This is a genomic window from Thalassobacter stenotrophicus (genome assembly GCF_001458315.1).
Taxonomy (GTDB): Bacteria; Pseudomonadota; Alphaproteobacteria; order Rhodobacterales; family Rhodobacteraceae; genus Thalassobacter; species Thalassobacter stenotrophicus.
This window is the reverse complement of record NZ_CYRX01000033.1, coordinates 605,772-618,628: the sequence shown is the minus strand read 5'-3', so window position 1 is coordinate 618,628 and position 12,857 is coordinate 605,772. Positions and strand designations below refer to the sequence as shown.

Genomic DNA, 12,857 nt, shown 5'->3' with positions numbered 1-12,857 from the left:
GAGGTAAGGCGCGCCGATTGGCGCGCCTTACGAGGGATTTTGAATTGTGTGCCTTAGATGGCGAGGTATTCGGCTCGCAGGGCTTCATCGGCCAGAACCTCGGATGCGAGGCCGTCAAAGACGATGCCACCGGTGTCGAGGATCACGGCCCGGTCTGCCAGTTCCAGCGCGCGTACCGCGTTCTGTTCTACCAGAATGGTCGTCATGCCCTGTTCCTTGATGTGCATGAGGGTCTTTTCGATCTCATCCACGATCACGGGGGCGAGGCCCTCATAGGGTTCGTCCAGCAGCAGCACCTTGATGTCGCGGGCCAGCGCGCGGGCGATCGAGAGCATCTGTTGCTCACCACCCGAGAGGGTCACGCCCTCTTGCTTGCGACGTTCACCCAGGCGGGGGAACAGGTCATAGATCCGCTCAATCGACCACCCGATGGGCGGTGCGATTTGGGCCAGTTGCAGGTTTTCTTCCACCGTGAGGCCCGGAATGATCCGACGATCCTCGGGCACGAGGCCAAGACCCGCAGCCGACGCCTGATAGCTTTCCATCAGGTGCAGCGGCTGGTGATCAAGCCAGATCTCGCCGCGGCGCACCTCGGGGCTGCCGACCCGCGAACAGGCCCGCAGGGTCGAGGTTTTGCCCGCACCGTTCCGCCCCAAAAGCGCGAGGATCTCGCCCTCGTGGACGTTAAAGCTGATGCCTTGAACGATGTAGCTTTCGCCGTAGTAGGCGTGCAGATCATAGACGGAAAAGAAGGCCGGAGCGGTGGTCGCCGCATTGGCGTTTTTCGTGAAATCGGGTTTGACGTTCATGAAATCGCCCTCCTAGTGGCCAGAGTTCTCACCAAGATACGCTTCGCGCACCTTGGGGTGACCCTTGATGTTTTCCGGCGTGTCTTCGACCAGCGGCGTGCCTTGGGCCAGAACGGTGATCCGGTCCGCAAGGCTGAACACAACGTGCATGTCGTGCTCAATGATGGCGATGGTGATGTCGCGCTCGTCCTTGATCTGCTTGAGCAGGTCAATCGTGTTGTTGGTGTCCGCGCGCGCCATACCGGCGGTTGGTTCATCCAGCAACAGCAGCGACGGTTCTTGGGCCAGACACATGCCGATCTCAAGGCGACGTTTGTCACCGCGCGACATGGAAGATGCCATCATGTCCTTTTTATTGGCCATGTTCATCTCTTCGAGCATGTGCTCCGCTTTTTCGACCATATCGCGCTGCGCCATCACATCGGAGATGGCGTTGAGTTTGAAATAGCCGTCGCGCTTGGCGAAACACGGGATCATCATGTTCTCGAGCACGCTCAGATCACCGAAGATTTCGGGTGTCTGAAACACGCGGGAAATCCCCATCTGGTTGATCTCGTGCGGGGAGCGCCCCAGCACCGAGTTGCCCTTAAAGCTGACGGATCCGGTGTCGGGGATCAGCTTACCCACGAGGCAGTTCAGCAGCGTGGATTTGCCCGCACCGTTCGGCCCGATGATCGCATGGCAGACATTGTCCGCAATGGAGAGGTTCACATCGCCCAGCGCCTGAAGGCCGCCGAACCGTTTGTTCACCCCTTTGACTTCAAGAATACCCATTGGTGTATCTCCTTATTCTGCGGGGGTGGTTTTGGAAGCGTCAGCGTCTTTGCCACGCTTGAACATACCGGCGATTTTCTGGCCGCCTTCAACAAGGCCACCGGGGAGGAAGATCACGACGAGCATAAAGATGATGCCAAGCGTGAGGTGCCACCCTTTGCCGATGAACGGATAGACCAGTTCAACCATCAGGTTCTCAAAGCCGTCGGGCAGGAAGAAGAACCATTCGTGCAGGATGTCTTTGTTGATCTTGGACAGGATGTTTTCCATGTACTTGATCAAGCCAGCGCCCAGGACGGGACCAATCAACGTGCCCGCACCGCCAAGAATGGTCATCAGAACCACCTCACCGGAGGCTGTCCAGAACATACGCTCTGCCCCCACCTGAGTGTCCATCGCAACCAACAGACCACCCGCAAGACCCGCATACATGCCGGAAATCACAAAAGCTGCCAGCGTGTAGGGTTTGGGGCTGAGGCCCGTGTAGCTGAGGCGTTGCTGGTTGGATTTAACCGCGCGCAGCATCATGCCAAAGGGAGAGCGGAAGATGCGGATCGACAGGTAGAATGCCACCAGCATCACAACGGCGGCCACGTAGTAGCCTGCGTTGAAGGTGAACAACCAGTTGCCGACTTGCCATTCAAAACCTGCGCCCATTTCGAGCCCGAAAAGGTTCGCACGTGGGGAGGCGCCTGCCTCTAGTGCGCCATCAAGGATACGCGGGTCAGCCACTTTTGGCTGCAGGCCAGTCTCACCGCCGGTGATCGGTGTCAGCACCGAGTAGGCCAGTGAGTAGGACATTTGCGCAAACGCGAGAGTTAGGATCGAGAAGTAGATGCCCGAGCGCCGCAAAGAGATATACCCCACGATCAAGGCAAACACACCAGCCACTGCGACCGACACCACGATGGCGGGGATCACGTTCATGGTCAGCAGTTTCATCATCCAGATGCCCGCATAGGACCCCACACCCAAAAACGCGGCGTGGCCAAAGCTGAGGTAGCCGGTGAGGCCAAACAGGATGTTAAAGCCAATGGCAAAGATGCCAAAGATCACAAAGCGCTGCATCAAGTCAGGGTAGCCTGCGTTGAACTGCGCCATCGCTGAGCCTTCGGGGAAGGGGTTCAGCAAGAAGGGTGCGGCCATAGTCAGGACGACAACCAAGAACATCAGTTTGAAGTCTTTGGGGCCGAGGCCCAGCACCTTGGTGCTGGATTGGGTCGCGGAACTTGCAGCAGGGGCCGCAGAGGTGGCGTGCTGTTCGGTCTGGTCGGTCATTGCACCGCTCCTTCCGAGATAGAGATGAATGTGTACATTGCGTTCGTCATGGCTCTTATTCCTCCATCACGCCCTTGCGGCCCATAAGGCCCCGGGGACGGGTCAGCAGGATCACGATCGCCACAAGGAAGATGATGATCTGGTTGAGGCCCGGCAGAACGTCGAGCACTTGGGGCAGCGAAGCAAAGGCTTCGATCACACCCAGCAGGAAGCCCGCCAGAACCGCACCGGGCAGCGAGCCCATGCCGCCCACAACAACAACCACAAAGCTGAGAACCAGGAAGTCCATGCCCATGTGATAGTTGGGAGACGTGATCGGCGTGTACATCACACCCGCAAGGCCAGCCACGGCGGCGGCGATGCCGAACATAATCGTAAAGCGTTTGTCGATGTTGATGCCCAGCAGGCCAACAGTTTCGCGGTCGGCCATACCAGCCCGGACAACCATCCCGAAGGTGGTGAACTGCAAGAAGGCAAACACGCAGCCGATGACGATTGCGGCAAAGACGAAATACACCAAGCGCCAGATCGGATAGATGATCTGCCCGGCCTCAAAACCAAGAGCCGCACCCATGTCCATCGAGCTGGCAAAGGCTTGCGGGGCGGGTGTTGGGATTGGGTTCGCGCCGTAGAAGTATTTGATGACTTCTTGGAGAACGATGGCAAGGCCAAACGTCACGAGGATTTGGTCCGCGTGGGGGCGTTTGTAGAAGTGTTTGATCAACCCGCGTTCCATCACCACACCGATGATGATCATCACAGGGACCGCGAACAGGATCGACAGCGGCACCGCCCAGTCGATAATCGCATCACCCGTGGCTTGACCAAACCAATCGTAGGCGTAGGGCACGTCAACCTTGAGCGGGTTGCCCAAAAAGTCGGTGCGGGTGGGGTCGACCACCTCGTGGCTGAGCGTGAGGATACGGCTCAGAGTGACAGCACAGAACGCGCCAACCATGAACAGCGCCCCGTGGGCAAAGTTCACAACGCCGAGCGTGCCGAAAATGAGTGTCAGGCCCATCGCGATCAGCGCATAGGCAGAGCCCTTGTCGAGCCCATTGAGAATTTGGAGGATAATGGCTTCCATCGGTCCCACCCTTCGCAGTTGCAGAGTGTCAGAGCCCGCGGCCCATGTCGGATGGGCCGCGGGTGATGAAGTCCAGCGCGGGGGCGAGCCCGCACTGGATTCGTCAGGCTTATGCGCCGGGGTTACACGTGCCCAGTTCGCCGCCCGCAAACTGCGGGTGATCAGGTGCGTATGTAACTTGCTCGACGGGTGTGACTTCGACGATTTCGAGAAGGTCGAACTCGGATGTTGGGTTCTCTTTACCCTTCACAACCAGCACGTCTTTGAAGCACTGGTGATCGTCGCCACGGTACAGCGTTTTGCCGTTGCCCAGACCGTCGAACTCGAAGTCTTCCAGAGCCTCGACAACCGCACATGGGTTGAACGAGCCTGCGCGCTCCACGGCATCCGCATAAAGAAGCGTTTGCACGTAGCATGTGTGCGCCGCCTGCGAGGGGGGGAAGCCGTACTTGGTGCCGAACGAGCGAACGAAGGCTTGCGAGCCTGCGTCCTGCAGCGACCAGTGCCAGTTTGTGGAACCGAAGATACCTTTAACGTTGGCACCAGCACCCTTCGCCATCAGGCGCGAGTACAGAGGCACAACGATTTCGAAGTTCTTGCCGTTGACGATCCGGTCACGCAGGCCGAACTGAACGGCGTTCGTGAGCGAGTTCACCATGTTGCCGCCGTAGTGGTTCAGAACCAGAACGTCTGCGTCGGACTGGAGGATCGGCGTGATGTAGGCCGAGAAGTCAGTCGCGGTCAGGGGGGTTTTCACGGCGTTGACCGTGTTCCAGCCCATGGCTTCGGTGGACGAACGGACGGCTTCTTCTGTGGTGTAACCCCAGTTGTAGTCCGCGGTCAGGTGGTAGGCGTTCCGGTCGGAGCCGTAGCGAGCTTCGAGCACGGGAGCCAGTGCAGCACCGGACATGTAGGAGTTGAAGAAGTGACGGAAACCGTTGGCACGGCGGTCTTTACCGGTCGTGTCGTTGGAGTGGGTCAGACCCGCCATGAAGATAACGCCAGCCTCTTGGCACAGCGCCTGCACAGCCACAGCCACACCGGAGGACGAGCCGCCCGATACCATGACAGCGCCGTCTTTTTCGATCATCGAACGTGCGGATGCGCGTGCGGCGTCGGATTTGGTTTGCGTGTCGCCTGTGACGTACTCGACTTTCTTGCCGAGGATGCCGTTGCCCTTGAGAGCTTTGGAGCTGAAGGTGTCCAGCATGCCGCTATCGGCGCCGGTGCCGTTCAGGTGCTCAACAGCCAGTTCGAATGCGCGCAGTTCGTCTGCACCCTCATCCGCGTAGGGGCCGGTTTGTGGGACGTTAAAGCCCAGAGTAACCGTGCCGCCTGTAGGTTCGTTTGTGAAAGCAGACGCACCGGAGGTGAAAATGGTTGGCAGAGCCAAGCCAGCGCCGCCCACGGCACCAGTTCTCAGCACGCCACGGCGTGTAAAGTTAGATTTGGACATGAAGTCCCTCCCTATTTGATATACCGGCAAAGAGGTCCTCCTCCAAGGCTCTGAGCCGCGCGCTTGGTTTACAAGGCGTCACCAGTATCGGGGCGGAATCGAAAAATAAGCAATAAGTGCCTTTGACGCATAGACTTTTTTGTAAATATATACACAATGCACGCGAAGAATGTGTAAATCGGTTTTCTTGCACCCGCAGAAAGTGTCTGAAAACACGCGATAATTGAGTGATCCTGACATGGCCAGATCTGAGTTAACCGGCACCCGCATCCGTGAACGCCGCCTTGCATTGCGCATGCGGCAGGCGGATTTGGCGCGTGCGGCGGGAATATCCGCTTCCTATCTCAACTTGATAGAACACAACAAGCGGCGGATCGCGGGAAAACTGCTTGCCGATATCGCCACGCATCTAGAGGTGGACTACACCGAATTGATGCAAGGCGCAGATCAAGCCCTGCTTGAAACCGTGACCGCCGCCGGCGCAGCAACAGGCCTGAATGAGGACGCGCTGACCCAAGCCGAAGGGCTTATTCGCGGCTTTCCCAGTTGGGCGGGGTTGATTGCCAATCAGGCAGAACAGATCGCCGCGCTGGAACGGTCGGTCGATGCGCTGAACGACCGGTTGACCCACGATCCCGCATTGGCCGAAGCCATGCACGAGGTTCTGTCCACAGTATCAGCCGTGCGCTCAACCGCATCGATCCTTGCCTCTACACCCGAGATTGATCCCAACTGGCTGGGCCGGTTCCACACCAACCTTGATGAAGACAGCCGCCGGTTGGCTGATGGCGCAGAGGCTATGGTCTCTTATTTTGAGACACAGGCGCGGCGGGGGCCTGGGTTTCTTGCCCCGACAGAGGTGGCGTCAGCCTTCCTCGATTCTGCGCAGCACCATTTTCAAACACTAGAAACGGGGTCCGAGACGGACGTGGAAGCGCTGTGCGCAGAGGGGCCAGAGGATGCAAATGCCCGCACAATGGTCCGGACGGCGCTTTTGCAGTACCTGCATGATGCCCGCCAATTGCCGATGCAAATCCTGCGCGACGCGATCCTGGACATGGGCGTCGACCCCTTGGTTTTGGCCGAAGAGTTAAGCGTTCCGCTTGATTGCCTCATGCGGCGGCTTGCGGCCCTGCCCCCCGATGCGCCCGAGACCGCCGACATCGGCCTGCTGGTCATAGACAGTGCGGGGGCCGCGCGATATCGCCGCCCGATTTCAGGGTTCGCCCTACCGCTGGTGACAGCCGGTTGCCCGTTATGGCCGCTATATCAAAGCCTTGCGCGCCCGCATTACCCCGTACAGAGCCGCCTGACCCTACCGGATGGCGCCGTATTTGACGCAACCGCAATCGCCCTGCCCGCCACGCGACCGCGCCCCGGCACGCCCGACGTGTTGCACGCAACGATGCTGATCCAACGGATGCCCGCCAAGAGCCTGCCCGTCACGCGGCCCTTGGCTGTGGGCGTCACATGCCGCGTTTGTGCGCGCACCAATTGCACCGCCCGCCGCGAGCCATCTTTGCTGACACCTGCGCCAGATCACCCCAAGGCTGACACCGCCTTTTGACACGAGATCAAAAACACGGCAAAGTTGTGCAAAAGCGAACAAAAAAATAAGCGCTTTGTGCAAGGGACGGCACCATGACCAAAACGGTTCTCCTGATCGAAGATGAGCCTAATATCATCGTCGCAATCAGCTTTATCCTGCAACGCGCTGGCTGGCGTGTGCAGACCCATTCCGATGGCGCCAACGCGATGGAAGCCGTGGCCCGCGAACGGCCCGACGTGATCGTGCTGGATGTGATGCTGCCGGGACGCTCTGGCTTTGACATCTTGGCGGACATTCGCGCGCAAGACACCGAGCACGACGTGCCGGTGTTGATGCTGACGGCCAAAGGCCAGACCAAGGACCGCGCCCGCGCAGAAGCCTTGGGCGTGACGCAATTCATGACCAAACCCTTTGCCAACCAAGCCGTGCTTGAAGCGGTTGAGGCGTTGGTCGGGCAAAAGGCATGACCCATGGCTGAGCTGCCGGGCCCACCGTTCAAGCCCCCTCAGCAGCCGTTGTTTTTGGGGCGCGATGTGTATCGCCGCAACCGGATCGCAGATGCGGCCCGACTGCTACCGATCCTTGGCGCGATCCTTTTGCTGTTTCCTGACCTGATTTTGTCGGACGAACGCGCAGCCCAAGGGGCGACGGCCCCATGGTTGGTCTATTTCTTGGCCGCATGGCTGTTTTTGATCGGGCTCGCGTTCCTTTTGGCGCGCAAGTTAACAGCGGAAAATATGCAAGGCGGCCCAAACGACGCGCCGCGCGACGACTGAAATGTCACTTAACAGCCTGATAGCCGTTTCACTGGCCTATGTGGCGCTTCTGTTCGTGGTGGCATTCGCGGCGGAGAGGGCGGCTGCGCGCGGCCAGTTACGCGTGCTGCGCTCACCGCTCGTCTACACTTTGTCGCTGTCAATCTATTGCACCGCGTGGACGTTTTACGGGGCGGTCGGATCAGCGGCGCGGTCGGGGCTAGAGTTCATCACGATCTACCTTGGTCCGACGCTGGTATTCGTCGGCTGGTGGTGGCTATTGCGCAAGATCGTGCGCGTGGGAAAAAGCCAGCGCGTCACATCCATCGCTGACTTAATTTCGGCCCGGTATGGCAAATCTAACGGGCTGGCCGTGTTGGTGACGGTTCTCGCGGTCGTGGGCACGACGCCCTATATTTCGCTTCAATTGCAGTCTGTTACCCTATCCTTCACGGTGTTTGCAGACGGCGCTAACCGCGATGCGGAGGCAATCGGGCTCTACGTTGCGGTTGGCCTCGCACTGTTCACCATCATCTTTGGCACCCGCAGTCTGGACGCGAATGAACGTCATGACGGCATCGTATCCGCCATCGCCGTAGAGGCCGTCGTAAAGCTGGCAGCGCTCTTGGCGGTTGGCGGCTTTGTGGTGTGGGGCGTCGCCTCTGGCCCGCAAGATATCCTAGAGCGTGTCGCGGCCTCACCCATGGCGGATTGGACGTCATCCTCCGGGCGCTGGGTCGGGCTGACGATGCTATCGGCCGCGGCGATCATCTGCCTGCCGCGCATGTTTCAGGTCATGGTGGTCGAGGCCTCGGACGAGCGGCACCTCGCCATCGCAAGCTGGGCCTTTCCGCTCTACCTTTTGGGGATGTCGATCTTTGTGGTGCCGATCGCGGTTGTCGGCCTCGAAATCTTGCCCGAAGGCTCCAATCCCGACCTATTCGTGCTGACCATCCCACTGGCCCTGGGCGAAGATACCTTGGCAATGCTGGCCTTCCTCGGCGGGTTTTCGTCGGCGACATCGATGGTGATCGTTGCCTCTGTGGCGCTGGCGACGATGCTATCGAACCATATTGTCATGCCCCTGTGGCTCGCGACCAAGGCGGAGGGCGCGACGGTTTCAGGTGATGTCCGCTACGTCGTTCTTGTCGCCCGGCGCGCGTCTATCGCAGCCGTTTTGGGCATGGGCTACATCTATTACCGTTTGAACGGCGGGAATGAGGCGCTGGCATCCATCGGGCTGATCGCGTTTGCGGGCCTTGCCCAAGTGTTGCCCGCACTATTGGGTGGATTGTTTTGGCGTGGGGCCACGCGGATTGGCGCAGCGGCTGGTATCTCGATCGGCTTCGCAATTTGGGGCTATACCATGCTGTTGCCGGTGTTTCAGGGCACGCTTTTACCGGTGGCTTTGTTCGCGGAGGGGCCGTTTGAGATTGCGTGGCTGCGGCCCGAGGGGCTTTTTGGCATCAATGAAACGGACCCCCTACTTTCGACCCTAATCCTGTCGATCGGCGCAAACACCATCGCGTTTTGCGCGCTATCGCTGCTGTCATTCCCGACACCGTTGGAACGCTGGCAGGGCGCACAATTCATCAACGTGTTTGACCGCTCCACCGCGCCACGCGGCTGGAAGGGGGGAACCGCGGGCGCCGAGGAACTGTTGATCATGGCCCAGCGCATCTTGGGCACCGAGCAAGCGCAAAGCCTGTTCCAAACCGAGGCCAGCGCGCAGGGAAAAAGTGGCTATCTGCCTGATCCAACGCCAGATTTCATTGAAACTTTGGAACGTGAATTGTCCGGGTCGGTTGGCACCGCGACCTCCCACGCCATGGTGGGCCAGTTGACCGATGGCGCGACCGTATCCGTGGACGACCTGCTGGCCGTGGCGGATGAGGCGGCACAAATCATGGAATACTCCGCTCGGCTCGAAACCCAATCCGAAGAGCTGACCCGCACCGCCCGCAAGCTGCGCGAAGCCAACACCAAGCTGACGGAGCTTTCGATCCAGAAGGACGCGTTTCTCAGTCAAGTTAGCCACGAGTTACGCACCCCGATGACGTCCATTCGGGCGTTTTCTGAGATTTTGATGATCGACGATCTCGCCAGTGAGGAGCGACAGAATTATTCCGGCATCATCCGGGATGAGAGCCAGCGCTTGACCCGACTTTTGGATGATTTGCTAGATCTCAGCGTATTGGAAAACGGTCAGGTCGTCCTGAACGAGGCGACCCTGTCCCTGCATGAGGTATTGGAGCGCGCCGTGAACGCGTCTTCGTCCCTGACAAAGGGTAAATTAACGATCATTCGGGACCCGGATCGTGAGGATGTCAGCCTGCACACCGACGCGGATCGGCTGTCCCAGGTGTTCATCAATCTGATCACGAATGCATGTAAATACTGTGATGCAGAGGCGCCCGAGCTGGCGATCAAGGTCCGCCGGACCAAAACCCGCGTGACCGTTGATTTCATTGACAATGGCGGTGGTATTCCTGCGCGATCTCGTGGCGTGATTTTTGAAAAATTTGCCCGTCTGACCGACCATGCCTCGGCGGGCAGCGCGGGCCTTGGCCTTGCGATTTGTCGGGAGGTCATGGGCCGTTTGGGCGGCAATATTGACTACCTGCCGGGCCAGAAAGGCGCCGCCTTCCGGGTCACACTGCCGCGCGCGCAAGCCAACGCGCCAAGTGTGGCTGCGCAATAGGTTTTTTCTGCGCGGGAAGAACGGAAAATTAACTTTGTTGGCAGCATAACGGGGCAAAGCTTTTTTGCTGCGAAGGCCGTTTATGTCCGAGGATATGTCACCTCTTCCTGTTTTGCGCCGCAAGGCGGGGGCCCGTCCGGGTCCACCTCCGCCTCCGCGCGGTATGTCGCCGGAAAAGGCGCTGGTTCAGGCGTTGACCAAATCCGGTGAGGGGTTGCCGGGGCTGGAACTCACCGTGCGAGAACAGGACTCCACTCGCGTGGACCAGTCCGAACTGTTGAGCCAATTGCCCGAGGTGGCATTATTTACGCTGGCTGATGGTCCCGGTGATAGTCGCGGATTGATCTGTTTCAGCCCCGAGTTGGTGGATGCGCTTATTGAGGTGCAAACCATGGGTCGCGTGGACAAAACCACCCGTGCGGCGCGCGAAACGACCCGTATTGACGCCGCACTGACCCGCGATTTTGTCGAAACGGTCCTAACAGATTTTGCGACCCGCGTGGCCACGGTCGCGGATGCCCGTTGGGCGCGCGGGTTTAAATACGGCACCTATGTGCCCGACCCAACGCCGCTGCCGCTTATGCTGGGCGAAGGCGACTACCGCCTGCAATGCGTCACGGTTGAGCTTGGCAACGGAGCCAAGCGCGCAAAGGTGTGGCTGGCATTGCCCGCGATTGCCGCCGCAGTGCAACCATCATCACCGGCTGGGGCGGCGACCACGGGTGCTCCCCCCAGCAAAGCCACCGTTTCCGCACCTGATCCGGTCTGGGCTGCCGACATACAGGCCGCCGTTTCCGACGCGCCCGTAGAATTGCGCGTCACACTCACCCGGTTTTCCGTCCCGCTGAGCCGCCTTCAATCTCTAAAGCCCGGTGATACACTGCCGATTTCACGCGGCGCATTGGGCGCGCTTGAGGTTATGGGCGCGGGTCCAGGGCATGCTCTTTCTGGCAAGCTGGGCCAACAAAATGGGATGCGCGCGGTGCGCTTGTCACTAGCGGGGCCTGCAGCAGATGCTGGTCAACCTGCGGGCAGCAACGCCGTATTTGACACATCTACTCCAATAGCGGCGGCACCTGCTTTGGCGCCTCCCACCAGCGCGCCAGATATGCCCGACATTGGCGCCCCGCCTGAACTGCCCGATCTGCCCCCGCTTTCGCCTGAGGCGGGCAATATGCCACCGCTGCCTGACTTGCCGCCGCTCGACGGACCGGATGGTGGTTTGCCCGACCTGCCCCCTCTTCCCGCTTTACCGGACCTGCCAGCCATCGAATAAAGAAAGCCGCCCGTTTACACCCCCGATCCAACACGCATAGGATCGCGCAACGTCTGAGGGAGGCTCCATGACAACCAAATCGCTACGCACGGCTATGGCCGAGGGACAGATGCTCGCCGGCACGTTCCTGAAAACACCACACCACGTGATCATTGAGGTGCTCGCCCACGCGGGCCTCGATTTTATCTGTCTCGACGCAGAACACGCCCCGTTTGACCGCAGCGGCACGGATGCCTGCATCGCCGTGGCCCGCGCGCTTGGCGTGCCAATCCTGATCCGGGTGCCCTCCGCCTCTCCGTCAGACATCCTCAACGCGCTGGATTTAGGGGCCACGGGGATTGTCGTGCCCCATGTCGATAGCGTCGAAAAAGCCCGCGCAATCGCCAAAGCCGCCCGTTTTGGCCACGGTGGGCGGGGCTACGCAGGCTCAACCCGATGGGCCGGGTACGCCACGCGCAAAATGCCCGAACTGTTGGCTCAATCGCGGGAAGAAACCATCGTAATAGCTCAGATCGAAGAGCCTGAGGGCGTCGACGCTGCCGCTGACATTGCGGCCATTGAAGGCATCGATGGCTTGTTTGTGGGGCCTGCGGACCTATCGGTCGCTTATGGCAAGACCGACACCACTTCCCCAGAACTCCAAGAGGCCATGACCCAAGTCGGAGCCGCCTGCGCCGCCCATGGCAAGACCTACATGACGTGGGTCCCGACGACGGCCCAAGCCCAAGACTGGCGTCGCTTTGGGTTTTCGATGTTCTTCGTCGCATCGGAACACGCATGGATGCTCTCGGGCGCGCGGCAAACGGCTGAGGGCATTCACGCTCTCGACTAAGAAATATGCGATGTGATCGCTAACATAGCTCAAAAAAGCCGGTTTGCGTCCAATGCAACCCGGCTTTTCTATTTTCATATCTACTCGCAATCCGAGTTTAGCCCCATTTTGGGTGCATCAACGGGCGCGTCTCCTCCTCCCTTCCTCCCTCCCCGCGCCCGCTCGGAGACATCAAATGAACAGCTTTGAAATCAACCACATCGAAATCGAACGTGAAGCCCGCCGCCTGCGTGCCGAGGCTCTGCGTTCCATCCTGAAAGCAGTTGTCGCCTTTGTACGCAGCGGAACCGTCGTATTCGGTCGCCAAACAGCGCACTAAAGCCTTTTCCAATGCCCCGCC

General features: G+C 59.6%; 12 protein-coding genes. 7 read left to right on the top strand and 5 right to left on the bottom strand.

All coding sequences use genetic code 11. The features are described from left to right. Positions 1 to 53: 53 nt before the first annotated feature. From THS5294_RS17505 to THS5294_RS17485, 5 genes are all read right to left on the bottom strand, one after another. Complete coding sequence (locus THS5294_RS17505; protein ID WP_038004944.1) at positions 54 to 809, bottom strand: ABC transporter ATP-binding protein; 756 nt, start codon at positions 807 to 809, stop codon at positions 54 to 56. 12 nt (positions 810 to 821) lie between these two features. Further along, positions 822 to 1,583 carry an ABC transporter ATP-binding protein gene (locus THS5294_RS17500; protein WP_038004942.1) on the bottom strand — a complete coding sequence of 254 codons (762 nt, stop codon included), beginning with the start codon at positions 1,581 to 1,583 and terminating at the stop codon, positions 822 to 824. 12 nt (positions 1,584 to 1,595) lie between these two features. Next, positions 1,596 to 2,786: a branched-chain amino acid ABC transporter permease gene (locus THS5294_RS17495; RefSeq protein ID WP_058124809.1), complete on the bottom strand. Its 1,191-nt coding sequence runs from the start codon at positions 2,784 to 2,786 to the stop codon at positions 1,596 to 1,598. Positions 2,787 to 2,916: 130 nt separating this feature from the next. Beyond that, positions 2,917 to 3,948 (bottom strand): branched-chain amino acid ABC transporter permease, encoded by a 1,032-nt coding sequence (locus tag THS5294_RS17490; RefSeq protein WP_038004939.1) that lies wholly within the window; start codon positions 3,946 to 3,948, stop codon positions 2,917 to 2,919. 109 nt (positions 3,949 to 4,057) lie between these two features. Then, positions 4,058 to 5,404: a substrate-binding protein gene (locus tag THS5294_RS17485; RefSeq protein ID WP_038004937.1), complete on the bottom strand. Its 1,347-nt coding sequence runs from the start codon at positions 5,402 to 5,404 to the stop codon at positions 4,058 to 4,060. 238 nt (positions 5,405 to 5,642) lie between these two features. Here THS5294_RS17485 and THS5294_RS17480 point away from each other — a divergent pair, with 238 nt between their 5' ends. The 7 genes from THS5294_RS17480 to THS5294_RS18410 all read left to right on the top strand — a co-directional run bounded on the left by THS5294_RS17480 (position 5,643) and on the right by THS5294_RS18410 (position 12,836). Further along, complete coding sequence (locus tag THS5294_RS17480) at positions 5,643 to 6,971, top strand: helix-turn-helix domain-containing protein (RefSeq protein ID WP_058124725.1); 1,329 nt, start codon at positions 5,643 to 5,645, stop codon at positions 6,969 to 6,971. A 74-nt stretch (positions 6,972 to 7,045) separates the two neighbouring features. After that, complete coding sequence (locus tag THS5294_RS17475) at positions 7,046 to 7,420, top strand: response regulator transcription factor (RefSeq protein WP_058124724.1); 375 nt, start codon at positions 7,046 to 7,048, stop codon at positions 7,418 to 7,420. 3 nt (positions 7,421 to 7,423) lie between these two features. After that, complete coding sequence (locus THS5294_RS17470; protein WP_052068236.1) at positions 7,424 to 7,729, top strand: hypothetical protein; 306 nt, start codon at positions 7,424 to 7,426, stop codon at positions 7,727 to 7,729. 1 nt (position 7,730) lies between these two features. After that, positions 7,731 to 10,409 (top strand): ATP-binding protein, encoded by a 2,679-nt coding sequence (locus THS5294_RS17465; protein WP_058124723.1) that lies wholly within the window; start codon positions 7,731 to 7,733, stop codon positions 10,407 to 10,409. A gap of 94 nt (positions 10,410 to 10,503) precedes the next feature. Continuing rightward, on the top strand, positions 10,504 to 11,685 hold the full coding sequence (locus tag THS5294_RS17460; RefSeq protein WP_158508611.1) for a FliM/FliN family flagellar motor switch protein: 1,182 nt from the start codon (positions 10,504 to 10,506) through the stop codon (positions 11,683 to 11,685). Between the two features lie 67 nt (positions 11,686 to 11,752). Next, positions 11,753 to 12,517 carry an HpcH/HpaI aldolase family protein gene (locus THS5294_RS17455; protein WP_058124721.1) on the top strand — a complete coding sequence of 255 codons (765 nt, stop codon included), beginning with the start codon at positions 11,753 to 11,755 and terminating at the stop codon, positions 12,515 to 12,517. Positions 12,518 to 12,692: 175 nt separating this feature from the next. Continuing rightward, entirely contained in the window at positions 12,693 to 12,836 is a 144-nt protein-coding gene (locus THS5294_RS18410; protein ID WP_158508610.1) for an RSP_7527 family protein, read from the top strand. Positions 12,837 to 12,857: the final 21 nt, after the last annotated feature.

What these genes read in the sequence shown, in the direction of transcription:
- THS5294_RS17505 (WP_038004944.1), bottom strand. Translation starts at nt 809, where the DNA reads ATGAACGTCAAACCCGATTTCACGAAAAACGCCAATGCGGCGACCACC.
- THS5294_RS17500 (WP_038004942.1), bottom strand. Translation starts at nt 1,583, where the DNA reads ATGGGTATTCTTGAAGTCAAAGGGGTGAACAAACGGTTCGGCGGCCTT.
- THS5294_RS17490 (WP_038004939.1), bottom strand. Translation starts at nt 3,948, where the DNA reads ATGGAAGCCATTATCCTCCAAATTCTCAATGGGCTCGACAAGGGCTCT.
- THS5294_RS17485 (WP_038004937.1), bottom strand. Translation starts at nt 5,404, where the DNA reads ATGTCCAAATCTAACTTTACACGCCGTGGCGTGCTGAGAACTGGTGCC.
- THS5294_RS17480 (WP_058124725.1), top strand. Translation starts at nt 5,643, where the DNA reads ATGGCCAGATCTGAGTTAACCGGCACCCGCATCCGTGAACGCCGCCTT.
- THS5294_RS17475 (WP_058124724.1), top strand. Translation starts at nt 7,046, where the DNA reads ATGACCAAAACGGTTCTCCTGATCGAAGATGAGCCTAATATCATCGTC.
- THS5294_RS17470 (WP_052068236.1), top strand. Translation starts at nt 7,424, where the DNA reads ATGGCTGAGCTGCCGGGCCCACCGTTCAAGCCCCCTCAGCAGCCGTTG.
- THS5294_RS17465 (WP_058124723.1), top strand. Translation starts at nt 7,731, where the DNA reads ATGTCACTTAACAGCCTGATAGCCGTTTCACTGGCCTATGTGGCGCTT.
- THS5294_RS17460 (WP_158508611.1), top strand. Translation starts at nt 10,504, where the DNA reads ATGTCACCTCTTCCTGTTTTGCGCCGCAAGGCGGGGGCCCGTCCGGGT.
- THS5294_RS17455 (WP_058124721.1), top strand. Translation starts at nt 11,753, where the DNA reads ATGACAACCAAATCGCTACGCACGGCTATGGCCGAGGGACAGATGCTC.
- THS5294_RS18410 (WP_158508610.1), top strand. Translation starts at nt 12,693, where the DNA reads ATGAACAGCTTTGAAATCAACCACATCGAAATCGAACGTGAAGCCCGC.